Here is a 24,318-nt window from a genome sequence, read left to right as displayed (position 1 = left end):
CCGATCATGCCCTGTTCCCACCGGCCCGCGCACGGGGTGATCGTTGGTCAGGTGCGGTCAGGCCCGGCGGCGGGGGCGCCCCCGGGTGCTCCTCGGGTGTGGTCGGCGTCCTGGTCGAGGCGGCGGGTGGCGGCGAGGAGGTGGTCGCGGACCACGGCGACGTGGGGGTTGGCGGAGCCGGTCGGGCGGCGGACCAGGTAGGCGGTGTTGATCGGCGGGTCGATGGGGCGGTGGAGCACGCGCAGCGCGCCGGAGTCGAGTTCGGCGCGGCAGAGGTAGCTCGGCAGGACGCTCCAGCCGGCGCCGGCGGTGACGGCGGCGAGGACGGCGCGCAGGTCCGGGACGGTGACGGCGGCCCGGGTGTGCAGCCGGCGGTCGAAGACGTGCCGCCAGTAGCGGCGGGCGATCGGGAGGTCCTCGGCGTAGCTGAGCAGCGGGACTTCGGTGAGGGCGGCGGGGAGGTCCCGGCCGGTGAGGCGGTCGGCCCAGACCGGGGCCGAGACGAGGACGAACTCCTCGTCGGCGAGCGGTTCCGCGAGCAGGGTGCGGCCGCGCGGGCGCCGGGTGGCGATCACCAGGTCGTGGCGTCCGGCGCGCAACTCCGTCAGGAGGGGGTCGGTGAGTCCGGTGGCCACCCGCAGCTGGACGCCGTCGGCGACCAGCGGAGCGAGGGCGCCGAGCAGGACGGTGCCGAGGAACTCGGCCGGTCCGGCCAGGTGGACCGGTTCCGGCGCGCCGCCGCCGCGGGCGTCGGCGACGGCGGCCAGCTGGTCCAGCGGTGCCGAGAGCCGGGCCGCGAGGTCGTCGGCGTACGGCAGCGGGGTGACCCCGCGGGCGCGCCGCTCGAAGAGCTCGCGGTCGAGCCGCTGCTCCAAGGCCCGGATCTGCGCGGTCACCGTCGACTGGGAGAGGCCCAGGTGGTGGGCGGCCGCGGTGAGGGAGCCGGCGCGGTGGACCGCGAGGAAGGTCCGCAACTGGTTGAGGTCCGGCGGGCCCGAGCCCGGTGTCGGCCGATCGGTCATGACGGCGAGCCTACGGGATCCCGATGGCTCGGTGGGCCCCGGAAGCCATCGGGATCCCGATGGCCGGGATCAGCGTGTGCATTGGTCCCCGATGGCCGGCCGCGGCTAGCTTCTCAGGGGTGAGCGCCGCGGCGAGGCCGTCGTGGCGGAGACCGCAGACCCTGGAGGCAGGCACCATGGCCGAGATCCTGTTCGTCATGACCGGCGCGACCGTCTGGACGCTGAACGACGGCACCGAGCACCCGACCGGCTTCTGGGCGGAGGAGGCCGTCGTCCCGTACCGGGCGTTCACCGCGGCCGGGCACCGGGTGACCGTGGCCACCCCCGGCGGCGTCGTCCCGGTCGCCGACCCGGCCAGCCTGACCGATCCGGCGGTGGCCGGGGAGCTGGACGCGATCGCCGCGTTCCGCCGGCCGGTGAAGCTCGCGGAGGTCGACCGGGCCGACTACGACGCCGTGTTCTACCCGGGCGGCCACGGCCCGATGGAGGACCTGGCGGTCGACGCCGACTCGGGCCGGCTGCTGACCGGGGTGCTGGCCTCCGGGCGGCCGCTGGGCGTCGTCTGCCACGGTCCGGCCGCGCTGCTGGCCGCCCGTGCGGAGGACGGCTCCTCGCCGTTCGCCGGGTACCGGCTGACCGGTTTCACCAATGCCGAGGAGGTCCAGGCGGGGCTGGCCGACCGGGCGCCCTGGCTGCTCCAGGACCGGCTGGTCGAGCTCGGTGCGGACTTCCGGGAGGGGGCGCCGTGGGCCCCGCACGTCGTCGTCGACCGCAACCTGGTGACCGGTCAGAACCCGTCCTCCTCGGGCCCGGTGGCGGCCGCGCTGCTGGAGCTGCTGGGCTGACCGCCGGGGCCCCGGCCCGGCGGCCGACCGCTCGACCGCCCCACGGCCCACCGGTCGTCCGGATCTGCCCGTCCCGCCCCCAGAACATGAAAACGGCGCCGCGCCCCGTCCTCGGACGGGGCGCGGCGCCGTTTCGGGTGGACTCCGTGCCCCCGTGGGCGGTTGACGGGGCGTGGGGAGTCCGAACGTTCGGTCTGCACGCTGCGGAAACGTTCAACAAGCGAACGGCGAGTGGGGTCGAACGTCCCGTCAGACGGGTTCCGAAAGGGCAGGTTCGCGTGTTCGAAAGGGCTGTCGTCGTTGCCCGTTCGGGTAGGAACCGGCTCGGATCCGGTGGGATTCCGGCGGTTCCGCTATTCGCGAGAGTGTCACGAGCGTCACCCTGTGTCCCGTCGGGGCCTGGTTGGTGTTAGAAACGACTTCTGAAACCCGCCGTGGAAGCCGCGCCCCGTTGTCAGGTGCATGGTGTGAATGAGCCGTGAAAGAGGTGTGCCGCTTCAGCGCTTGATGTCGCTCAACTGCCCGCTGACGTTGAGGAGTTCGTGGCACTGGGAAGCCTGCTTCCCGGACGCGGGAGTACCCGGCTGCTGGCAGACCACGCTTGCCGTCACGGTCTGGTCCTCGGGGACCTCGATGGGAGTCACCCAGTGATAGTCCTGGTTTCGGAACGTCTCCATGGCGATCGTCGTGATCGTCTGTTCGCCGAACTTGATGGTCAGCAGCCCCTGGTCGCCCTGGAAGTTGGCGGCGACCAGGTCGGTGATCCGGAAGACCTTGCCGTGCGGCACCTTGTAGCTGCCCACCGCGGATCCACCGCTGTTGGTCGTCAGGTCCACGGTGGCGGAGCTCTGCTGCTCGGTGCCGGGGACGGCCAGACCGGAACCACCGCCCGCGCCACCACCGCCGCCGCCCGAACCGCCGCCAGGCTTGGCCTGGCCGCTCGGCGTCGCGCCGCCGCCGCCCGGAGCGGGCTGGGTGGGGACGGCGGGCGGGGCGGCCGGCGGCGGGGTGAAGGCCGCGGCCTTCTGCTCGACGGCCTCGGTCGCGGCCTGCTTCGCGGAACTGCGCACCGCCGGCCGCACCAGGGCCAGCCAGGCCAGCAGCAGGGCGATCAGGGCCGCGAGCAGCGCCAGCAGCCACTTCGGCAGGAGGGCGTGCTGGACGAACTCGCCCTCCAGCACGTTCCGCCGCTCGGCCGCGGGCGCTCCGCCGGGCTTCTCGGCACCGTCCTCCTCGGCGACCGCGACCTCGAACGGCCAGCTGGTCGGCTTGCCGAACCAGATCAGCTTGCGGGCGCGCGCCTTCAGGCGGACCTCGGCGGACTCGCCCGGCTCCAGCCGCAGCTTCTCGGGGGTGAAGCCGAAGCGCAGGTCCTCACCGGGCTGGGCGGGCGTGAACACCACCGGGACGGCGACGTTCCCGAGGTTGCGCACCGAGGTGCGGTAGCGCGCCCGGAGCCAGCCGCGCCGGCGCCGCGGCGCCAGCTCGGTGTGCAGCTCGTGGAAGGGCTCCACGGTGACGGTGGTCTCGGGGACGGTCACGAGTTCGGGGCGCTCGGCGGGCAGCACCCGCACCCCGAGCGGGAACTCGCCCGCCCGGACCTCGGGGGAGCGGGCCGGTGCGAGCCGGACGGTCACCGTCTCCGAGGTCCCCGGGAAGAGCGAGAGGCGGGCCGGCTCGACCGTCGCCCACGCGGCGCACGGCCCGACCACCTCCAACGAGTACGCCTCAACGATGTCCGTCTCGTTGCGTACCGTCAGTGTGGTCGTGGCCACGGCGCCGGGCGACACCGTCAGCGCAGGCAGGCCGAGTTCGGCGGATGCGGTCATGCCGCGACGGTAGGGCCGCGGACCGCCCCGGCGAGAGAGCCCCGCGGGCAAGCCGCGGGCACGCGCCTTGCCCGAGCGAACAGCCCGGCCCTGCCCGGCACCCCCGCCGCCCGCCCCGGCGGCACCCCCCAGACCCCGGCAGTACCGACGGCCGCCGCCACGACGCGGTGGCGCCCGGCCGTCCTCCCCCCACATCCAGTCGACATCGCAGTAGCAGAACGGAACCGGTGATGACACCGATCGAAACCACCGTCCACGAGACCGCCGTGGCGCCGAAGTACGCCCAGGTCCGGCCCCGCGGAGCCGCCGAGTCCGCCGCCGTGCGCGTCAAGCCGGGTCGGGTGCGGGTGGCGGTGTACGCGGAGGACATCATCCTGCACACCGGCGTCGTCCAGCAGTTGCGGCAACGGCCCGAGGTGGAGCTGCTCACCGACGCCGAGGCGCCAGGCGCCCAGGTCTCGCTGATGGTCGTCGACGGGCTGAACGACGCCGTGGCCGACCGGCTGCGCAGGCTCCGGCTCAACACGTCGAGCCGGACCGGCCTGGTGGTGGGTCACTTCGAGGCCGGCGGCCTGCAGACCATCATCGAGTGCGGGGTCGGTGCCGTGCTGCGCCGCTCGGACGCCGACCAGGACCGCCTCGTCCACCTCATCACCGCCCTGGCCAACGGCGAGGGAGTCATGCCCGGTGACCTCCTCGGCAAACTGCTCGACCGGGTCGGCAGCCTCCAGCGCACCATGCTCGACCCGCGCGGCCTGACCCTGTCCACCCTCACCGCCCGCGAGGCGGAGATGCTGAAGCTCGTCGCGGACGGCTTCGACACCAGCGAGATAGCGGCGCACACCTCGTACTCCGAACGCACCGTCAAGAACGTGCTGCACGAGATCACCACCAGGCTGGGGCTGCGCAACCGGGCCCACGCCGTCGGGTACGCGATGCGCCACGGCCTGATCTGATCCGCCACGGTCCGATCCAATCCGGATCCGGGTCCGGTCCGGATCGGAGCGATCCGAGCCGAGCCGGCCGGAAACCGGCACCCGGCTCCGGGGCACCTGCCCCGGAGCCGGGCCGGATTGCCCTCACGGGCACCGCGCGCTACCCCCGGCTCGGGTGCCCCGGGCCTGTCGCCCGCGCGCCCGGGCCGGAGAGACTGCCGGGCGTACCGCCCTTCTCGGTCTGTGAGGTTGAGCGTGATCCGCGCCACCGGCACCCCCCGCCCCCTGCGGCGGTCGGCGCGAGCCGCCGCCGCGATGCTGTTGTCCCTGGCCGTGGCCGTGGTGACGCTCGGCACCGCGAACCCCGACGGCCCGGCCGGCGGCACGGCGCCGGTGGCCGCCGGCGACGACTCGGCCACCGGGCGGATCGTCTTCGCGGGCACCGGCCACCGCAGCCTGGCCCGGGTGACCGGCGCGGAGACCAGCGCCCCGCTGTTCGGGCCCGGACCGCGCCACTTCGACACCGAACCCTCCGCGCGCGGCGACCGGATCGCCTTCACCAGCCTGCGCGACGGCACGCTGCCCCAGGTGTACGTCCGCGAGGGCTCCGGCGAGGTGCGCCGGCTGACCACCGGCATGGACACCGCCCACCCCGCGCTCACCCCGGACGGCAAGGCCGTGGTCTTCGACGCGCTCGGGCCCGGCGGACGCGACGGCAAACCCCAGCGCGACATCTGGGTCGTCAACACCGACGGCTCCGGGCTCCGGCGGCTCGCCGAGACCACCTCCAACGAGACCCACCCGACCGTCTCGCCCGACGGCACCTGGGTCGCGTACACCTGCGACGCCGACCCGGAGCACCTGCAGATCTTCGTCATGCCGATGGCCGGCGGCGCGTCGCGGCGGATCACCGGGGTGACCACCGGCAGTGCCGTCGAACCGGCCTGGAACCCGGTGGACGCCCCCACCCTGCGCGACCAGATCGTCTACACCTGGGACCAGGGCGGCCAGACCGGACCGCGCCTGCGGGTCATCTCGCCCGCCGGCACCGACGACCGGGCGTTCTTCCCCGGCACCGGTTCCGACTGGCGCACCCGGTCCCCCGGCTGGCTGCCCGACGGCACGGGCGTGCTCTTCCTGAGCCCCGACCGGCCCAAGGACGGCCCGTCCGCGTACGAGAACGTGTACCGCGCCCCGACCTGCTCCTGCACGCCGTCCGAGCTGGTGCTCGCCGAGGACCGCGCCGTCCGGACCCCGACCTGGCTGGGCGGCCCGAAGGACGGTGGGCCCGTCGTGGACCAGAACAGCGCCGGCGCCCCGAACCTGGCCGACCTGGAGGACATCCGCCCCGACGGCGCCGACCCGCGCGACCTCGGCGTCGGCGTGCTCCGGGAGGACCCGGCCGCCGACACCGAGACCGACCCCGCCGCCGACCCGCTGTTCAACCCCCACCCCGGCTACGACCCGTGGTTCGAGCGGCAGAGCTACACCCCGGACGGCCGGAAGATCGTCGTCACCCGCTTCGAGGACACCCCCGCCGGCCGCGTCCAGCGCATCTGGCTCACCGGCGCCGACGGCTCCGACCCGAAGCCGCTGAACCTCGCCGGGCGCGGCCCCAAGGACTGGGACACCGACCCGGCGCTCTCCCCGGACGGCCGGCTGATCGCCTTCACCCGCACCTCCCCCGGCGGCGTCGGGCCGGCCTCCGGACCCGGCCGGATCCTGGTCGCCCAGGTGTCCACCGGCGCGGTCGTCGGCACCGTCGAACCGACCGGCGGCCAGCCGGCCGCCTCGCTCGCCCAGCCCACCTGGTCCCCGGACGGCAAGCTGATCGCCTACACCAGGACCGAGGTGGTCAACGGCAACGCCGGCAACAAGCACGTGTGGACCGTGCCCGCCGACGCCCTCGACCGGCCCACCGACCTCAGCCGCGCGGCCTGCCCGGGCGACTGCGCCGTCATCGACGACAGCCCCGCCTTCGCACCGGACGGCCGGCGGATCGCCTTCAACCGCAAGGGCGGCAACGGCGGGGCCGGCCAGGGCGGCGGAGTCCTCGTCACCTCGACGACCGGCACCGACTGCACCGTGGTGCTGCCCGCCGGACTCGACCGCAACGCCTGCCGGCGCCCCCTGCCGGACCCCTCCGCCGCCGGCCCCTTCCAGCCCCGCGACGTCGCCTGGACGGCGAACGGCGCGCAGCTGGTGCTGACCTCCCGCCGCGCCCAGCCGGCCAACTCGCCGGAAGGGCTGTCGATCTACGACTTCGCGACGGGCCGGCTCACCCCGCTCAACGACCGGCTGCCCGGGCGGCAGAAGGAGCCGAGCGTCCAGCAGTCCGTCGACCTGGCGGTCACCGCGCCCGCCGGGACGCCGCCGGTGCCGTTCGGCGGACGCACCACCGTCGAGCTGACGGTGACCAACCGCGGGCCGGCGCCCTCGCCGGGCACCGTGCTCACGGTCTCCGTCCCGGCGGGCGTCCGGCTCGACGGACTGCGGACCACGGCCGGCAGTTGCACGGCCGGGGCGCTCCGCTGCGAGTTCGGCACGCTGGCCCCCGGCGCCGTCGTCCGGGTGACCGCCACCATCGTCGGCACCCAGGCCGGCGACCAGAAGATCGGCTGGTGGGCCACCGGCACGGTGGTCGACCCGAACCCGGGGGACAACGCGGCACAGACGGTCGTGCCCGTGCAGGCCGCGCCGCCGACCCCCTCGCCGACACCGACGACCCCGTCGCCGACACCCACCCCGACGCCCTCCACCACCACGCCGCAGCCCGCCCCGCCGGCTCCCGCCCCGCCGGCTCCCGCCCCGCCGCCCGCCGAACCCCCGGCGCCGCCCGCGCCCAAGGCCGGACCGTCCGTCACCGTCGGCGCCCAGCCCAACCCCGGCTACGTCGGAGGCCGCGTCACCGTCACCTACACCGTGCGCAACACCGGCCAGGCCCCCGCCACCGGACTGCGCCTGCGGCTCGGACTGCCCGCCGTCGTCCCGGCCGCCGGACCGCTGCCGCCCGGCTGCACCGGCGACACCTGCGAGGTGGCCGACCTGCCCGCGGGCGGCACCGCCACCGTCCAGGTGGTGCTCGCCCCCGACGCGGCCGTGCAGACCGCCGTCACCGCCACGCTGACCACCACCGGCAGCGACGCCGCCCCCGGTGACCACGTGGCGAGCACCCCGCTGCGCATCCTCCAGCCGCGCATCACCGCCGTCCCGCCGATCGGCAAGCCCGGCTTCGTGACCTCCGTCCGCGGCCAGGACTTCCCGCCGGGCACGCCGGTGACGCTCACCTGGACGCCCGGCATCACCGCCGCCGCCGCGCCCACCCTGCCGCGCGCCGACGGTACCTTCGCGGGCCAGCTGCTCATCCTCCCCAAGGACGAGACCGGTCCGCGGACCATCACCGCCGCCGGCCCCGGGTTCTCCCCGGTCACCACCCCCTTCCTGGTCGTGACCGGCACCATCGGCCCGCCCGGGGAGGTGCAGCGCCGGTGATCCACGAAGTCGACGAGGCGCTGCGGCTGCTGCTCACCGAGAGCGGACTCCAGGACCGCGGGATCGAGCTGGTCTTCGACTCGCCCACCCGGGACTGGGCCGCCCGGCGCAACGCGCCCACCGTCAGCGTGTTCCTCTACGGCATCCGCGAGGACGTGGCCCGCCGGCAGAGCGGCACCACCGAGGAGTACGACGCCGACGGCATGGTCGTCGCCCGGCGCGGCGCACCCCGCTGGTACGAGCTCGCCTACCTGGTGACCGCCTGGACCAACCGGCCCCAGGACGAGCACCGGCTGCTCTCCGAAGTGCTCCGCTGCCTGACCGCGGCCGACGCGCTGCCCGCCCGGCTGCTCACCGGCACGCTCGCCGAACTCGGGCTCGTCGTCGGGCTGGAGACGGGCGGGGGCCGGGACGGCATGCCCTCGGTGTCCGACGTGTGGTCCGGCCTCGGCGGGGAGCTGAAGCCGTCCATCGACCTCCGGGTGCTCGCCCCGCTGTCCGGCCCGCGCACCGCCGCCGGTCCGCCGGTCACCGAGGGACTCGTGGTGCGCGCCACCGACCGGACGGCGCAGGGGGCCCCGGACGGCGCGGACGTCGCCGCGGGCCCGGGCAGCGCGACCGCGGCCACCGGCCCGACCGACGGGCCCGACGCGACCGACGGATCGGGTGGCGCCGCCGCCGACCCCGGCCGCCGGCTGCGCTACGAGGGCGGCACCGACCCGGGCCCCGACGGCTTCGCCGCTCCCCGCGAGCGCCGACTGCCGCCCGGCCGCCGCCGACGCGGCGGTGCCGCGCGGTGACCGTCGACCTCGAAGCGCCGGCCGCGAGCGCGACCACGGCCGGCCCCGACCCCCTGTGGGAGCGCCTGCGCGGCGTCGAGGAGCGGGTCAGGGCCGCCGTCCGCGACCGCCGCGCCGTCGACCCGGACCCGGACGACCCGTACCGCGGCCAGTACCTCACCCCGGAGGGGGCCGAGCGGACCCTCGCGGCGCCCGCCGCCGACGGCCGGGCCGGCGCCGTACTCGGCGACCCGCCCCAGCCGCCGCCCGGCTCCCGGCTCGCCCGGTTCGCCGAGGCCTTCGGGCTGCTCCCCGTCGACCTCGAACTCCTGCTGGTGGCGCTCGCCCCCGACCTGGACACCCGCTTCGAGCGGCTGTACGGCTACCTCAACGACGACCTGACGCTGCGCCGGCCGACTATCGGGCTCGCGCTCGAACTGTGCGGCCTGCCCGGTGCCGGGCCCGGCCGCTTCCGGTTCACCGCGCGCGCACCGCTGATCGCCGGCGGGCTCCTGGAGCTCACCGAGCCGGAACGCCCGCTGCTCTCCCGGGGGCTGCGCGTCCCCGACCGGGTGACGGCGCACCTGCTCGGCGTGGACGAACCCGACGCCGCGCTGGCCGGGCTGGTCCGGTTCGGCCGGCCCGGCGGCGGCCCGGCCGCCGAACCGTCCCGCCGGGTGCGCGCCGCCGCGGCGGACGGCACCGCCCCGGTGCACCTGCTCGACCGCGGCGGCAACGCCGGGCAGCTCGCCGTCGACGCCCTGGCCGCCCTCGGCCGCCCGGCCCTGGTCGTCGACACCGCCGTGCTCGCCGCCCGCCCCGCGGAGCCGACCGTGCGGGCCCTGGCCAGGGAGGCCCGGCTGACCGGCGGCGGCGTGGTGCTCGGCCCGCTGGAACGGCTCGAACCCGAACGCCCGGAACGCGCCGCCCTGGTGCGGCTGCTCTGCGGGCACCTGGCCGGCGTCCCCCTGCTGGTGCATGGCACCCGGCCGTGGGACCCGGCCTGGGCCGGGGACAGCCCGGTCGTCGTCGCCGTCCCGCCGCTGGACGCGGAACAGCGCGCCGAGCGCTGGGCGCAGGCGCTGGCCGAGGCGGGCGGCGCGGCCGGGCCCGACGACGAGCTGACCGCGGCGGTCGCCGCGTACCAGCTGGACGGCGAACAGGTGGCCAGGGCCGCCGGGGTCGCCACCAGGACGGCCGCCGCCGAGGGCCGCGCCGTCACCGCCGACGACCTGCGGGCCGCCGTGCGGGGGCAGAACGGGGCCGGACTCGCCCGGCTGGCCCGCCGCGTCGAACCCGCGGTCGGCTGGGAGGACCTCGTGCTGCCGGAGCCCACCGAGCGGCAGCTGCGCGAGCTCGCCCTGCGGGCCCGGCACCGCGACCAGGTGCTCGGTCAGTGGCGGATGCGCCCCGGCGGCGGCCGCGGCCGCGGGGTGATCGCCCTGTTCGCGGGGGAGTCGGGCACCGGCAAGACGATGTCGGCCGAGGTGGTCGCCGCGGACCTGGGCATGGAGCTCTACGTGGTGGACCTGTCCACCGTCGTCGACAAGTACGTCGGCGAGACGGAGAAGAACCTGGAACGCATCTTCACCGAGGCCTCCCAGGTCAACGGCGTGCTGCTGTTCGACGAGGCGGACGCGATCTTCGGGAAGCGCTCGCAGGTCAAGGACGCCCACGACCGGCACGCCAACCTGGAGTCCGCGTACCTGCTGCAGCGGATGGAGTCCTTCGACGGGATCGCCGTGCTGACGACCAATCTGCGCGCCAACCTCGACGAGGCGTTCACCCGCCGGCTGGACGTCATCGCCGACTTCCCGGTGCCGGACGAGGAACAGCGGCACGCCCTGTGGGAACGCTGCCTGGGCCCGTGGATCCCGCGCGGTGAGGACCTCGACCTCGCCTACTGCGCACGGCACTTCGAGCTCGCCGGCGGGTCCATCCGGGCCTGCGCCGTCACCGCGGCCTACCTGGCCGCCGAGGCCGGCCGGCCGCTGGACATGGCGCAGCTGGTGACCGCGGTGGTGCGGGAGTACCGCAAGCTCGGCCGCCTCGTCCTGGAGAGCGAGTTCGGGCCGTGGACGGGCGCGCTCGGGGGCACCGGGCGGGGCTGAGGCCTGCCGGGCGGCCGGCCGGGCTGGCTCCGGACCGGCCGGACGGGCACCCCGCGCCGCCCGGCGCGGCCCGCCCGGGCGCCCCGGGGTGCCCGCCGGGGCAGTGACGTTGCCCCTGGTCCGGGACCTGCGGACATGTCCCCGGGGGCGGTCCGGCGGCGAGACTCGGTGGCGACTGATCGGCCACCAGAAGGAGCGAGCATGCCGTCGTACCTCACCCCGGGCGTGTACGTGGAGGAGGTCCAGTCCGGTGCCCGGCCGATCGAGGGAGTCGGCACGGCCGTCGCCGCCCTGGTCGGCTTCGCCGAGACCGGACCCTTCCACGAACCCACCCTGGTGACGAACTGGGACCAGTACGTCCAGCAGTTCGGTGGTTTCACCGAGGGCACCTACCTGCCCCACGCCGTCTACGGGTTCTTCGCCAACGGCGGCGGTGCCGTCTACGTCGTCCGGGTCGGACGGCCCGCCGACGGCGCGGCCACCGGCCGGCCCGCGCCCGTCCGCCAGGCGCCCGCGCCCACCCCGGTGGCCGGCTTCCTGTACTCGGTGCTGCCCGCCGCCGGCGGCGACGTCTCCGTCGAGATCGCCGACGCCGAGGGCGAGAACGTCCCCGACGACCGCTTCAAGCTGGTCGTCCGCAAGGGCGCCGAGGTGGTGGAGACCTTCGAGGTCTCCACCCGCAAGAGCACCAAGGGCTACGTCGTCACCCAGCTGCGCGAGTCGAAGCTCATCGCGGTCAGCGAGCAGCCCGGTACCGCGCCCAGCCGCCCGGAGCGCCAGACCCTGGCGCTCGCCGCGGCCCCCGCGACCGGCCCGATCGCGCCCGCCGGCACCCGCGTCGACCCGGCCGAGTACGTCGGGGACGCCTCGGCCCGCACCGGGTTCGCCGGGCTGGAGTCGATCGACGAGATCACCATGGTCGCCGTCCCCGACCTGATGAGCTCCTACCAGCGCGGCGAGATCGACGCGGAGGGCGTGCGGACCGTCCAGCTGGCGGTCATGTCGCACTGCGAGCAGATGGGCGACCGGATCGCCGTCCTCGACCCGCCGCCCGGCCTGAACGCCCAGCAGGTGCGCACCTGGCGCAACGACGAGGCGGGCTTCGACTCCCGCTACGCCACGCTGTACTACCCGTGGATCAAGGTGTTCGACCCGGCGACCGGGCGCAACGCGATGGTCCCCCCGAGCGGTCACGTCGCCGGGGTCTGGGCGCGCAGCGACGCCGAGCGCGGCGTCCACAAGGCGCCCGCCAACGAGGTCATCCGCGGCGCCGTCGACCTGGAGATCCGCCTCAGCAAGGGCGAGCAGGACCTGCTGAACCCGATCGGCGTCAACTGCGTGCGGGCGTTCCCCGGGCGCGGCATCCGGATCTGGGGCGCCCGCACCCTGTCCTCGGACCCGGCGTGGCGCTACCTCAACGTGCGGCGGCTCTTCAACTACCTGGAGGAGTCGATCCTCCTGGGCACCCAGTGGGTGGTCTTCGAGCCCAACGACGACCGGCTGTGGTCCAGCATCCGCCGCAACATCACCGCGTTCCTCACCGAGGAGTGGCGGCGCGGGGCGCTGTTCGGGCAGACCGCCGCGGAGGCCTTCTACGTGAAGTGCGACCGCGAGAACAACCCCCCGGAGTCCATCGACCTCGGCCAGGTGATCTGTGAGATCGGGGTCGCGCCGGTGAAGCCCGCCGAGTTCGTGGTGTTCCGGCTGTCGCAGTTCTCCGACAGCACGAGCCTCGTCAACGAGTGACCGGTCCGTCCGGCGGACCGGAGGGGCCCGGCACGGACGCCGGGCCCGTCCGGTCGCACCGGTCCGGCCCGCGCCGGCCCGGCTCCAAGCAGGTCCAGTAGGTCCAGCAGGTCCGCAACACACCGGAAGGTGACAGGAAGTCATGGCTGAAGGCGATCCGCTCTCCACACACATCTTCGGCGTCCAGCTCGGCGGCTACAACGTCGAGTCCGTCAAGGAGATCAGCAACCTCACCGTCGACCAGGACGTCGTCGAGTACAAGCAGGTGACCCAGCAGGGCAAGCTGATCGTCCGCAAGCAGCCGGGTGCCCGGCTGCCGGGGGAGGTGACGATCACCCGCGGTCTCGACAAGAGCGGGGCGTTCACCACCTGGATCAAGGAGACCCTCAACAACGGCGCGATCAACACCGCGCGCCAGAACCTCACCATCGAGGTCAAGGACACCACCGGCGCCACCCTGCGCCGCATCCAGCTGATGAACGCCTGGGCCAGCCGCTGGGAGGGCCCCACGCTCACCGCCGGCGAGTCGAGCGCCGCGACCGAGAAGGTGACCATCGTGTTCGAGGAGATCTCCGTCGAATGAGGAGACGGATCGGCCTCGACGAGCTCCTGGAGAAGGCCCCGGCGCCTGCGGCGGCCCCGGCCCCGCAGGCCGCCGCGCCGCAGCGCGGCCGGAGCCCGCAGGACCACGGGCTGCAGACGGAGTTCGAGTTCGAGCTCCCGCGCGGGTACGTCGACGACGAGGGCACCGTGCACCGCCACGGTGCCATGCGCCTGGCGACCGCGCGGGACGAGCTCATGCCCCAGATCGACCAGCGCGTCAAGGAGAACCCGGCGTACCTGAGCGTGGTGCTGCTGAGCCACGTGATCACCCGGCTCGGCACCGTCACCGACGTGCACGCCGGCGTGGTCGAGCGCATGTACGCCACCGACGTCGCGTTCCTCCAGGACTTCTACCAGCGGATCAACAGCGAGGGCCACACCCGCGCCGCGGTGACCTGCCCGCACTGCGAGGGCGGCTTCGAGGTCGACCTCGCTGGTGGGCGCCTGGGGGAATGGTGACGTACGCGACCGCCCGGCTGTACGAGGAGGTCGCGTACATCGCCTACCACTTCCACTGGGAGCGGGAGTCCGTTCTCGACCTGACCCACCACGAGCGCCGGGCGTGGGTGGCGGAGATCGCGCGGATCAACACCCGCGTCAACGAAGGCGGGTGAACGGCATGGGGTTCCGGGACAGGTTCGCGCGCCGGCCCGCCGGCACCGCGCCGGCCGAGGCGCCGACGCCCGCTCCGGCGAGCGCACCGGCCGTCGACGGCCCGGCGCCGGGCAACGTGCCGGCGCCGGACGGCGGTTGGCGTGACGTCGGGCCACTGGCCCGCACCCTCGCGGAGCCGGCCACCGGGGTCAGCGACGGCCTGCGGTTCCGGGGCCGGCTCGCCTCCTGGCAGAACCCCTCGCTGTCCGGCACGCTCGGGCACGCGCTGCTCCCCGCCGCCCCGGCCGGCATCCTGCGGGCGGTCGCCCGGCCGTCCGTCCCGACGGCCTCCGCCGGGACGGACGAGCCTGCCCTGCCGTACGCGGCGCCGCCGCGGGCGCCCGGCTCGGACGGCGCCGACGCGCCGGAGGAGGTGCCCGGGCAGCTCGGTGCGGTCCGGCAGGTGCAGCGGGCCGTGCCCGCCCGACGCCGCCTGCCCGCGCGGGTCACCGCGGCGCAGACCCGGGCCGCCGCCCCGGCGCGGCCTGCCGACCGGGCGGCTGCTTCCGGCTCCGCCCCCGTGGCTTCGTCCGGTGGCGTGGCCTCGTCCGGCGGTGCGCCGTCGTCCGGTGGTGCGTCGTCGTCCGCCCCCACGTCGTCGTCCGCCCCCACGTCGTCGACTGCCAACGTGCCGACGTCCGCCGCCGTGCCGTCGTCCGGTGCGCAGGCCCGGACCGCGCCGGCCGGCCCGGTCGTGCTGCGCCGCGTGACGCGGCCGCTGACCGCGGCGACGCGCCCGCGCACCCTGCCGCTGCGCGCCGTCACCGTGCTCCCGCCGCCCGCGGTGGAACGGGTCGCCGCGCCGACGGCCGGACCCGCCGCCGCGATGTCCGCGGACCCGGTGCCGACGAGCGGCTCCTCGGCCTCCGTACCGACCCCGGCCTCCGTACCGACCCCGAGCACGCCCGCCGGTCGGCCCGAGCCGGCCGAGACCCGGCCCGCCGGCCCGGCGGCCACCGCCTCGACCGCAGGCCCCGGCGGCCCGGTGCAGCGCGCCGCCGCGCGCCGTCCCGTCCTGGGGGCGCCGCTGACCGCCCTGCCCGCGAGCGCCTCGCCGCAGCCCGCCACCGAGGGCACGGCCGGCCCCGCCGCCGCGCCGATGCCGATCGTGGCCGCGCCCGCCCCGGCGGCCCCGGTGGCGGATCCGGCCGGTGGCGCCGCGCCGCCCACCTCCGCGCCCGCGCGCGCCGAGGCCGCCCCCGTTCAGCGCGCCGCCCGCAGCGGCGGCCCCGCCGCGGCGCCGTCCACGGTGAACCCCGGCGTGCGGCGCACCGACTCCTCGACCTCCGCCACCCCCGGCGCGTCCGCCGCCCGGGCCCGTGGCGGGCTGGGCGCACCGCTGGCCGGGCTCCCGCCGACGGCCGGCGTGCCCGGGCCCGGCGGCCGGCGCGGCCCGGCCCGGCGGTCCACGGCCCCGACGCCGGAGGGCGGCACCACTGCTCCCGCGCCGCGCCGCACGGAGTCGCCTGCCGTTCCCGGATCCGGGAGCGGGGGCGCGGCCGCGGCCAGGCCCGCGGCCTCCGCAGGGAGCGGCGGGGCGGAGGCGCCCGGGTCCACGCGGTCGGAGCGGCACCGAGCGGCGACCGGCCCGGGCACTACCGCCGTGCAGCGCGCACTCGGCAGCGCCGGCCCCGGCCCTGGGCCCGGCTCCGGCTCCGGTCAGGGCGCCGCCCCGGACGCCCCCGGTACCGGCTCGGGTGCCGGTCCGGGTGCCGGTCGAGGTGCGCAGGGTGGCTCCGCGCCCTCGGGCGCCGTCCCCCGCCCCGCCCCGGGCACCCGGCCGGTCGTGACGGCCACGGGCGGCGGAGTGCCGCTCGTCGTGGCGCGGGCACCGATCGGCGGCGCGGCGGCGACCGGGCCCGGCCACCGGACGCGGGGCCTGCTCGGCGCGCGTGCCATGACCTCGACGCTCGCGGCGTCCGCGGCGGCAGCTCCCGTGTTCGGCGCCTCCGCGTCGGGCTCGGCCCCGGCACCGGCCGCTCCGCCCGTGGTGCGGGCCTCCTGGCGCCAGGAGCCGGCGGCACGCGCCGTCGAAGCGGACGCGCCACCGGCCGGTGAGCCGGCCGGGCCACCGGCCGCCCCCGCGACCTGGCGCAGCCGGGCCGCGGCCGCCCTGCGTGCCCCCCGAACCGGTGGGGAGCGCGGCGGGTCTTCCGCCCGCCCGGCTTCGTCGGCCCGCGCGGCCGCTGACGGGCGAGCGCCCGTGCAGCGCTCCGGGTCCGACGGGGCCGGTCCGCTGCCGCGCGGCCGCTCGGCGGCGCAGGGCCGGGCCGACCGGGCGGGGAACCCGGGCGCCGGGCATCCCGGGGCGGGCTCGACGGCTTCGTCGGCCCCGTCCGGTGGGCCCGGCGCCACGACCTCGGGGACGGGACCGTCGCCGGTGCAGCGGTCAGCGGTCCCCGGCGGCCGGGCCGCCGCGCGGCGGGCCCGGTCCGGCGGTGCCGGTCCGACGGCCTCGCCCGCACGGGCCGCCGTGCCCGATGGCCGCCCCGGCGTTCCGGCGGACGGCCGGCTGCCGCTGCCGACGGGTGGATCCGACTCCGGTGCGCACCGGTCTCCGTCGCGCGCCGGTGGCACCGCGGAGGCGCGGGCCGTCGCCGGTACGTCCACCGTGCCGGCGTCGACCGCGCCCGCGTCCGGGCGACTGCAGCGCAGGGTGAGCCCGACGCCGTCGGACGCGGCGGTCCGGCCCGGCGCGGCGCCCGCGGCGGCCGTCGCGGCGGTCGGTCGTGCCTGGTGGGGGCGGCGGAGGTCCGCTCCCGCCGCCGGAACGGACGGGACTGCGACGGATGTCCGGCGGGCCGTGCCCGGGGGCGGCGCGGCGAGCCCGTCCGCACCCGTGGCCGTGGGCTCCCCGACCGGACTCGTCGGCCCGGCGGCCGACCGGGTCTCCGTTCCCCGGGCTGCCGCCCGGCCCGCCGGTGCGGCCGGGCACGGTGCGCCGGCCGCCGGGCCGCCGCCGAGCGTGCAGCGGTCCGCTTCGGGCGCCCCGGCCCCCTCGGGCCCGGGCGCGTCGCCCGCGCCCTCCGGGGGCGGCGTGTCGCCGTTCGTGCCACCGCCCGGTGGCGCCGGGGCCGTCGCCGGCTCCGCAGCAGCCTCCGTGGCTTCGTCCGCCTCGTCCGCCTCATCCGGTTCGTCCGCCGGTTCGCGGCGGTCCGCGCCACGTGGCGCGGTGCCCGTGCCCGTGGTGCGCCCGGCCCCGCCGAGGGACGTGGCGGACCGGGCGGCCGTCCAGCGGCTGCCGATCGCCGGCCCCGCCGCCCAGCCCGCCGCACCGCCGGTGCCGTCGCTGTCCCCGCTGGCCCCGGTGTCACCCGGCGCCGGGGGCCGGTCGCTGCCGGGGTTGCCCGGGACGGGCGCCGCGCCGGCACCCCGTCAGGTGGTGTGGCGGGCACCGGTCCGGGGCGGCGCTCCCGGGCCGGCCGCCGGGTCGCAGCCCGGGGTGGCGGCGGACACCGCGCGGGTGCTGCAACGGGTGGCCGAGCACGCGGGCCTGACCGGGGTGCCGATGACGGCCGTTCCGGCCGGCAGCCCCGTGGTGTCCCGCTCCGCGGCGCCGGGCGGGCCGGGGCTACCGCACCCGGGCGCGACCGCCGGTGCCCAGGAGGGCAGCGGGGCGCAGGCCGGGGGCGCCTTCGGGGCGGACCACCTCGACGAGCTGGCCCGGCGTCTGATCGAGCCCGTCGGACGGCTGCTGCGCGCCGAACTGCGCAGGGGAAGGGAACGCGCCGGGCGGCCGTACGACGGTCGCCGGTGAGGGCGCGGGGCGGACATCGGCGGGCAGGCGACGGAGGCGGGACATGACCGACAACATCTTCGCGACGAGCGTGTTCTTCAGACTCACGATCGGCGGCAACGACCTGGGGGAGTTCACGACCTGCTCGGGCCTGGGCGCACAGGTGGAGATCCACCAGTACGCCGAGGGCGGCAACAACGGCTTCTCCTGGCAGCTGCCGGGGCGCATCACCTGGTCGAACATCACGCTCACCCGGGCGGTCACCGCGGACACCCTCAAGATCGCGCGCTGGCTGGACGAGACGGTGCGCCGGGTCGAGCCCAAGGACGGCGAGATCGTGGCGCTGCGCCCCGACCTGAGCCGGATCGTCAGCTGGCAGGTGCTGGGCATCGTCCCGGTGAGCTGGCAGGGCCCGTCCTTCGACCCGTCGAACTCGCAGGCCGCCGTGGAGACCCTGGAGATCGCCCACGCGGGCCTGCGCCCGTCCTGACCGGGCCGGCCCCCCACCCGGCCGGTCGGTCCCACCGGCGACCGGACCACCGACCGCCACGGACCACCAGGCGACCGAACCGCCGCCGACCACCGAACCGCCACAGACCAGCAGACGACCAGACGACCAACGGAAGGAGGTGCGGGATGTCCTCGGTCCCCGCGAGCGTGACCCGGGCCCAGGTGACCATCATGGAGCCCCCGTCGACCGTCGGCGCCCAGCCGGGCGGCGTGCTCGTGCGGCTCCGGCTGCAGTTCAACCCGGCGAGCCTCGTGCTGAGCAAGTCCACCGAGTGGCGCCGCACGCCGTCCCGGACGGCCGGCCAGTCCGCGCTGCCCGAGTTCGTCGGCAGCGGGCCGCGCTCGCTCTCCCTGGAGGTGTTCCTCGACGCCACCGCGACGCACGACAACTCCGTGGAACGGGCGGTGGAGCAGCTGATGACGGCCTGCGTGCCGACCCCGAGCAGCCTGGCGCGCAAGACACCGTCGAGCCCGTGGATCCGGCTGGACTGGGGGACGTCGAGGACGACCTCGTTCAACGGGGTGCTGAGCGCCCTGTCCGTCACCTACTCGCTGTTCGACGTGGACGGCAAGCCGCTGCGGGCGACCTGCTCGCTCACCATCGACGAGGCCAGCGTCGACCCGGCGGGCCAGAACCCGACGTCGGGCTCGATGGAGGCCCGCAGCACCCACCGGGTGATCGCGGGGGACAGCCTGCCGCTGCTCGCCTGGCGCGAGTACGGCGACGCGACGGCGTGGCGGACCATCGCCGAGGCCAACGACCTGGACGACCCGATGGTGCTCGTCCCCGGCACGGAGCTGATCGTTCCGGCCGTCGACGACCGGGCGCGGGGTGGTCGGCCGTGACCACCCCCGAGGCGCGCGGCGGCCGTTCCTTCGCCGCCGACCCGATCGTCGAGGCACCGGGCCCGCTCCCGGCGGCGTGGGCGGCGCAGCTGGTCTCCTGCGACATCGAGGAGAGCGTCGGCCTGCCCGACACGGCCGTCCTGGTGTTCCGCGACGCGTACCACGGCTTCCTCGCCGAGACCGGCATCACCATCGGCACCAAGCTGAAGGTCTCGGTGGTGACCGTCCAGGACCACGCGCAGGAGCGGCTGTTCACCGGGGAGGTGACGGCACTGGAGCTGGACGTGGACGCCACGGGCTCGTTCACCGTGGTGCGGGCCTCCGCGGTCACCCACCGGCTGATGCGCGGGCGCCGGGTGAAGGCCTTCCGCACCATGACGACGGCGGACATCGTCCGCCAGGTGGCAGCGGGCGCGGGGCTGGGCTGCGGCCGGGTCGACGCGTTCCCCGTCGTCCACCAGCAGCTCTCGCAGGCGAACGTCTCCGACTGGGAGTTCCTGCAGTACCTGGCGCAGGAGAGCGGCGCGCAGGTGCGGGTGGACGACGCCGGGCTGCTGGAGTTCGTGAAGCCCGAGCCGGCCTCCAAGGCGCCCGCGCCCTCGACGCCCGCCCCGCAGAACCCGCTGGTGCTGGAGTACGGCCGCAACCTGCTGGAGCTGCGCGGCGTGCTGACGGGCGGCGGCGGGGCGGACGCGGTCGAGGTGCGCGGCTGGAACGTGACCACCAAGAAGGCCCTGGTCGCCACCGAGCCGTCGGTGAACGGCGAGACGGTGCGCCCCGGGCTGAGCCCGTCCACGGTGGGCGCGGCCTTCCCGGGCAAGAGCCGGATGACCGTCGCCGACACGCCGTACCGCACCCAGGCGGAGACCACGGCCGCGGCCGGGTCGATCGCGGCCTCGGTGGCCGCCGGTTTCGGCGAGCTGGAGGCGGTGGCGGAGGGCAACCCGAGGCTGCGGGCGGGCACGCCCGTCGCCCTGGGCAACGTCGGCGCGGCCTTCTCCGGCCGCTACACCGCGACGGCCGTGCGCCACCTGCTGGAGCCGTACCGCGGGTACCGGACCACCGTCGTGGTGAGCGCGGCGCCGGACCGCTCGCTGGCCGGGCTGGCCGCCGGGGGCGCCGCGCCGCCGCGCGGGCCGCGGATGCCGGGCCTGGCGATCGCCGTGGTCACCGACGTGCGGGAGCCGGGCGGCGCGCAACGCGGCTGGGTCCGGCTGAAGTTCCCGTGGCTGGACGACACCTACGTCTCGGACTGGGTGCGCACCGTCCAGTGGGGCGGCCAGAGCGGCGGCGGCGTGTTCAGCCCGGAGGTCAACGACGAGGTGCTGGTCGGCTTCGAGCAGGGCTCCCTGGACAGCCCGTACGTGCTGGGGGGCCTGTACAACGGCGTCGACAAGCCGTCGCGGCACGACGTCCCGCTGGTCGACCCGGCCTCGGGAAAGGTCAACCGCCGTTCGCTGGTGTCCCGTTCGGGCCACCGGATGGAACTGCTGGACGTCCCCGGCGGGCCGTCCGGCGTTCGGCTGGCCAGCGGGGACCGCAAGCTGGAGGTCAAGCTGGACGAGCAGCGCGGCGAGATCGTGCTGACGGTCTTCGGCGCGGCCGGCGCGGCGGCGAGCTCGGTCCGGCTGTCCTCCTCCGGCGTCACCATCGACGCCGGCACCGGGGCCGTGAACCTGCGGGGGGCGTCGGTGAACGTCACCGGCCGCACCGAGGTCACCGTGGACGGCGGCGCGCTCGCGGTGCTCAAGGCGGCGCTGGTGCGCATCAACTGAACCGACACGTGATTGACGTGACGTCAAACATGCTTCCCACTGGGAGGGTTGACGTCCACCCGGCCCGCACCGACCGAACCCGCGTCGATGCGGGCCGCACACCCGGGGCGGGCCGGCCCCGAAGACCGCCCCGGCCCCGCACACCATCCGATGGGAGACCGCACATGCCACCCGCAGCCCGGACGGGCGACACCACCGACCACGGCGGTGCCCTCACCACCCCGCCCCCAGGCGCCCTCGCGGTGGAGACCGTGCTGATCGGCGGCCGCCCGGCCGCCGTCGCCGGCAGCCTGCACGCCTGCGTCCCGCACGTCGAACTCGGGCCCGCCAACGTCGTGCTGCCCGACCTCGGGGCGGTGGCCAGGGGCGAGGTGCTGATCGGCGGGCTCCCGGCGGCCCGGATGGGGGACAAGACGGCCTGTGGCGCGCGGATCCTGACCGGCGCGTTCACCGTACTGATCGGGGGCGTCGCATGACCGCCAACTTCATCGGCCGGGGCTGGGCCTTCCCGCTCCGGGTCAACGCCACGGGCGGGATCGGCATGGTGGACCGGGACCGGGAGATCGAGGAGGCCATCCGGCTGATCCTCGGCACCGCCCCCGGGGAGCGGCCGATGCGCCCGGAGTTCGGCTGCGGCATCCACGAGTACGTGTTCGCGCCGAGCGACGGCAGCACCGCCGGGCGGATCGCCCGCGAGGTGCGCATCGCCCTGGAGCGCTGGGAACCCCGGATCGAGGTCGAGGACGTGGTGATCGCCTTCGACACCGTGGACGACGGCACGCTCTACATCGACGTCCACTACACCGTGCGGTCCACCAACGACCGCCGCAACCTGGTCTTCCCCTTCTACACGATCCCGGCCTCCCCGGACGCCCCGGAGACCTCCGGCGCCCTGAGCGGGGGAGCGCTCTGATGGCACTGCCCTCCCCGAACCTGGACGACCGCCGCTTCCAGCAACTCGTCGACGAGGCCAAGCGGTTCGTGCAGCAGCGCGCCCCGGAGTGGACCGACCACAACGTGTCCGACCCCGGGGTCACGCTGATCGAGACCTTCGCGTACATGGTCGACCAGCTGCTCTACCGGCTGAACCGGGTGCCCGAGAAGAACTACTCCGCCTTCCTCGACCTGCTGGGGGTGCGGCTCTTCCCGCCGTCCGCGGCGACCGCCGAGGTCGACTTCTGGCTGTCGGCCCCGCAGCCCGAGACCGTCCTGCTGCGTGCCGGCACCGAGGTCTCCACGCAGCGCACCGAGACCGAGGAGGCGGTGGTCTTCTCCACCGTCGAGGACCTGCCGGTGGTGCCGAGCTCCCTCGACCGGCTGGTCACCGTCTCCGCCGCCGGGGAGCAGAGCGACGGCACCACCCGGCTCGCCGACGGCGTGGACGTGCCCTGCTTCCAGCCGCGCCCCGAGGTCGGGGACGCCATGCTGTTCGCCCTGCCGACGGTCGTGCCCCGCTGCATCCTCGTGGTCCGGCTGGACAGCCGGGTCGAGGGCGTCGGCGTCGACCCCCGGCAGCCGCCGCTGGCCTGGGAGGTGTGGGACGGCGCGCGGTGGACCGCCTGCGAGACCGGCACCGACACCACCGGCGGCCTCAACCGCCCCGGTGAGGTCGTGGTGTTCGTGCCCGCCGGGCACACCGCCTCGGTGGTCGCCGGGCGCCGGGCGGGCTGGCTGCGCTGCCGGGTGACGGCGCCCGAGCCGGGCCAGCCGTTCTACGCGGAGTCCCCGACGATCCGCCGGGCCGAGGTGTTCACCGTCGGCGGCACCGCGACCGTCGTCCACGCGCAGAGCGTCGTCGACGCGCCGCTCGGCGCCTCGGAGGGCGTCGCCGGCCAGCGGTTCCGGCTCGCCCGGCCGCCCGTCCTGCTCGACGACGGGGCCCCGGTGGTCGAGGTGTCGGCCGGCGAGGGCTGGGAGCGCTGGAGGGCCGTCGAGCACTTCGGCGACTCCGCGCCGACCGACCGGCACGTGGTCATCGACGCCACCACGGGCGAGTTCGCCTTCCCGCCCGCCGTCCGGGAACCCGACGGCACCCTGCGCTCCTTCGGCGCGGTGCCGCCCAAGGGAGCCCAGTTGCGGGTGCCGCACTACCGCACCGGCGGGGGGACGGCCGGCAACGTCGCCCGGAGCACCATCACCGTGCTGCGCAGCTCCGTCCCGTACGTGGCCAGTGTGGACAACCGCGAGGCGGCCCGGGGAGGGGTCGACGGCGAGACGGTGGAGAACGCCAAGCAGCGGGCCCCGCACGTGCTGCGGCTGCAGGAACGGGCCGTCACCGCGGGGGACTACGAGCTGATCGCCCGCCAGGCCGCGCCCTCCGCGGCCCGGATCCGCTGCGTGCCGGCCGTCGCCGGGGAGGCGGGCGCCGTACGGGTGCTCGTGGTCCCCGACGCGGTCGCCGACGAGGGCGACCGGCTGCGCTTCGAGCAGCTGATCCCCGGGGAGCCGATGCTGGCCGCGATCGCCACCGCCCTCGACGAGCGGCGGCTGGTCGGCACCCGGCTGCTCGTCCAGCCGCCCTCCTACCAGGGGGTGACGGTGGTGGCCCGGCTGGCGACCGACGCCCCGGACGCCGACCGGGTCCGCGAGGCGGCGCTCACCGCGCTGTTCCGGTACCTCAACCCGCTGCGCGGCGGGGCGGACGGGTCGGGCTGGCCGTTCGGCCGGTCCGTGCAGTACGGGGAGATGTTCGCGGTGCTGCAGCAGGTGCCCGGCGTCGCCGCGGTCGACGAGCTGCGCCTCTTCCCGGCGGACCCGATCACCGGACGCCGGGGCGCGCCCGCGGAGCGGGTCGACGTCGCCCCCGACGCCCTCGTCTTCTCGCACCAGCACCAGGTCGTGGTGGGCCCGCTGGCCGGGGACGGTCCGCGGTGAGCCGGGCCGCCCTGCCGGGGCTGCGCAGCCCCCACCCGATCGGCGGGCTGCTGCCCTCGATGTACGCCGAGGACGACCTCGCCCAGCGGTTCACCGCGGGGCTGGACACCGTCCTCGCCCCGGTGTTCGCCACCCTGGACAACCTGCCCGCCTACTTCCAGGCGCGGCTGGCCCCGGCCGACTTCCTCGACTGGCTGGCCGGCTGGGTCGCGGTGGACACCGACCCGGCCTGGCCGGAGGAGGTCCGGCGCGCCGTCGTCGGCCGCGCGCTCGAACTGCACCGGTGGCGCGGTACCCGGCGCGGGCTCCAGGAACGGCTGCGGCTGGTCCTCGGCGCCGGTGCGCAGGTCGTGGACGGCGGCGGCGCGGCCTGGTCCACCGACGCGGACGCGGCCCTGCCACCGGCGCCGTCCGGGGAACTGCTGGTGCGCGTCTGGCCGGAGCGCACCCCGCAGCTGGACGAGGAACAGGTGCTGGCCGTCGTCCGGGCGACCTGCCCGGTCCATCTCACCTGCCGGGTGCAGGTGTTGCCCGGTCCACCCGGGACGGAGGAGAGCTGAG

Annotated in this window: 19 protein-coding genes; 17 read left to right on the top strand and 2 right to left on the bottom strand. The window is 76.3% G+C overall.

The window, feature by feature from the left end:
• Positions 1 to 47 precede the first annotated feature (47 nt).
• On the bottom strand, positions 48 to 1,022 hold the full coding sequence (locus ACIRS1_RS20530) for a LysR family transcriptional regulator (protein WP_402841725.1): 975 nt from the start codon (positions 1,020 to 1,022) through the stop codon (positions 48 to 50).
• Between the two features lie 176 nt (positions 1,023 to 1,198).
• Between ACIRS1_RS20530 and ACIRS1_RS20525 the strand changes: the two genes are divergently transcribed.
• Positions 1,199 to 1,867, top strand: coding sequence for a type 1 glutamine amidotransferase domain-containing protein (locus ACIRS1_RS20525; protein ID WP_360222492.1), 669 nt, complete (start codon positions 1,199 to 1,201; stop codon positions 1,865 to 1,867).
• A 497-nt stretch (positions 1,868 to 2,364) separates the two neighbouring features.
• Here ACIRS1_RS20525 and ACIRS1_RS20520 read toward each other — a convergent pair whose 3' ends face one another.
• Complete coding sequence (locus ACIRS1_RS20520) at positions 2,365 to 3,696, bottom strand: hydrolytic protein (RefSeq protein WP_402841722.1); 1,332 nt, start codon at positions 3,694 to 3,696, stop codon at positions 2,365 to 2,367.
• Positions 3,697 to 3,926: 230 nt separating this feature from the next.
• Here ACIRS1_RS20520 and ACIRS1_RS20515 point away from each other — a divergent pair, with 230 nt between their 5' ends.
• The 16 genes from ACIRS1_RS20515 (at position 3,927) to ACIRS1_RS20440 (ending at position 24,317) form a co-directional block, all read left to right on the top strand.
• On the top strand, positions 3,927 to 4,652 hold the full coding sequence (locus tag ACIRS1_RS20515) for a LuxR C-terminal-related transcriptional regulator (protein ID WP_402841720.1): 726 nt from the start codon (positions 3,927 to 3,929) through the stop codon (positions 4,650 to 4,652).
• A 294-nt stretch (positions 4,653 to 4,946) separates the two neighbouring features.
• Entirely contained in the window at positions 4,947 to 8,123 is a 3,177-nt protein-coding gene (locus ACIRS1_RS20510; protein WP_402841998.1) for a hypothetical protein, read from the top strand.
• Positions 8,120 to 8,923: a DUF4255 domain-containing protein gene (locus ACIRS1_RS20505; RefSeq protein WP_402841717.1), complete on the top strand. Its 804-nt coding sequence runs from the start codon at positions 8,120 to 8,122 to the stop codon at positions 8,921 to 8,923. The genes ACIRS1_RS20510 and ACIRS1_RS20505 overlap by 4 nt, the downstream gene beginning before the upstream one ends.
• Complete coding sequence (locus tag ACIRS1_RS20500; protein ID WP_402841714.1) at positions 8,920 to 11,013, top strand: AAA family ATPase; 2,094 nt, start codon at positions 8,920 to 8,922, stop codon at positions 11,011 to 11,013. The genes ACIRS1_RS20505 and ACIRS1_RS20500 overlap by 4 nt, the downstream gene beginning before the upstream one ends.
• Positions 11,014 to 11,214: 201 nt before the next feature.
• On the top strand, positions 11,215 to 12,759 hold the full coding sequence (locus ACIRS1_RS20495) for a phage tail sheath family protein (RefSeq protein WP_402841711.1): 1,545 nt from the start codon (positions 11,215 to 11,217) through the stop codon (positions 12,757 to 12,759).
• A 142-nt stretch (positions 12,760 to 12,901) separates the two neighbouring features.
• Positions 12,902 to 13,342, top strand: a complete 441-nt coding sequence (locus ACIRS1_RS20490; protein ID WP_360216653.1) for a phage tail protein — start codon at positions 12,902 to 12,904, stop codon at positions 13,340 to 13,342.
• Positions 13,339 to 13,821, top strand: a complete 483-nt coding sequence (locus ACIRS1_RS20485; RefSeq protein ID WP_360216650.1) for a hypothetical protein — start codon at positions 13,339 to 13,341, stop codon at positions 13,819 to 13,821. Before ACIRS1_RS20490 ends, ACIRS1_RS20485 begins: the two co-directional genes overlap by 4 nt.
• Positions 13,818 to 13,976 carry a DUF6760 family protein gene (locus ACIRS1_RS20480; protein WP_360216685.1) on the top strand — a complete coding sequence of 53 codons (159 nt, stop codon included), beginning with the start codon at positions 13,818 to 13,820 and terminating at the stop codon, positions 13,974 to 13,976. Before ACIRS1_RS20485 ends, ACIRS1_RS20480 begins: the two co-directional genes overlap by 4 nt.
• 3,212 nt (positions 13,977 to 17,188) lie before the next feature.
• A complete protein-coding gene (locus ACIRS1_RS20475; protein WP_402841707.1) occupies positions 17,189 to 17,773 on the top strand; it encodes a hypothetical protein in 585 nt (194 codons plus the stop codon).
• A 43-nt stretch (positions 17,774 to 17,816) separates the two neighbouring features.
• A complete protein-coding gene (locus ACIRS1_RS20470) occupies positions 17,817 to 18,242 on the top strand; it encodes a phage tail protein (protein ID WP_360216644.1) in 426 nt (141 codons plus the stop codon).
• 146 nt (positions 18,243 to 18,388) lie between these two features.
• Positions 18,389 to 19,108 carry a LysM peptidoglycan-binding domain-containing protein gene (locus ACIRS1_RS20465; RefSeq protein WP_360216641.1) on the top strand — a complete coding sequence of 240 codons (720 nt, stop codon included), beginning with the start codon at positions 18,389 to 18,391 and terminating at the stop codon, positions 19,106 to 19,108.
• A complete protein-coding gene (locus ACIRS1_RS20460) occupies positions 19,105 to 20,883 on the top strand; it encodes a VgrG-related protein (RefSeq protein WP_402841703.1) in 1,779 nt (592 codons plus the stop codon). The genes ACIRS1_RS20465 and ACIRS1_RS20460 overlap by 4 nt, the downstream gene beginning before the upstream one ends.
• A 164-nt stretch (positions 20,884 to 21,047) precedes the next feature.
• Positions 21,048 to 21,359 carry a PAAR domain-containing protein gene (locus ACIRS1_RS20455; RefSeq protein WP_360216635.1) on the top strand — a complete coding sequence of 104 codons (312 nt, stop codon included), beginning with the start codon at positions 21,048 to 21,050 and terminating at the stop codon, positions 21,357 to 21,359.
• Positions 21,356 to 21,796, top strand: a complete 441-nt coding sequence (locus ACIRS1_RS20450; RefSeq protein WP_402841700.1) for a GPW/gp25 family protein — start codon at positions 21,356 to 21,358, stop codon at positions 21,794 to 21,796. The genes ACIRS1_RS20455 and ACIRS1_RS20450 overlap by 4 nt, the downstream gene beginning before the upstream one ends.
• Positions 21,796 to 23,757 (top strand): putative baseplate assembly protein, encoded by a 1,962-nt coding sequence (locus tag ACIRS1_RS20445; protein WP_402841697.1) that lies wholly within the window; start codon positions 21,796 to 21,798, stop codon positions 23,755 to 23,757. Before ACIRS1_RS20450 ends, ACIRS1_RS20445 begins: the two co-directional genes overlap by 1 nt.
• Complete coding sequence (locus ACIRS1_RS20440) at positions 23,754 to 24,317, top strand: phage tail protein (protein WP_402841694.1); 564 nt, start codon at positions 23,754 to 23,756, stop codon at positions 24,315 to 24,317. Before ACIRS1_RS20445 ends, ACIRS1_RS20440 begins: the two co-directional genes overlap by 4 nt.
• Position 24,318: the final 1 nt, after the last annotated feature.

Origin of the sequence: Kitasatospora sp. NPDC101176 (assembly GCF_044768035.1) — a bacterium.
Taxonomy (GTDB): Bacteria; Actinomycetota; Actinomycetes; order Streptomycetales; family Streptomycetaceae; genus Kitasatospora.
Note: the sequence above shows the minus strand (reverse complement) of the source record. Positions and strands in the feature narration are given on the sequence as shown.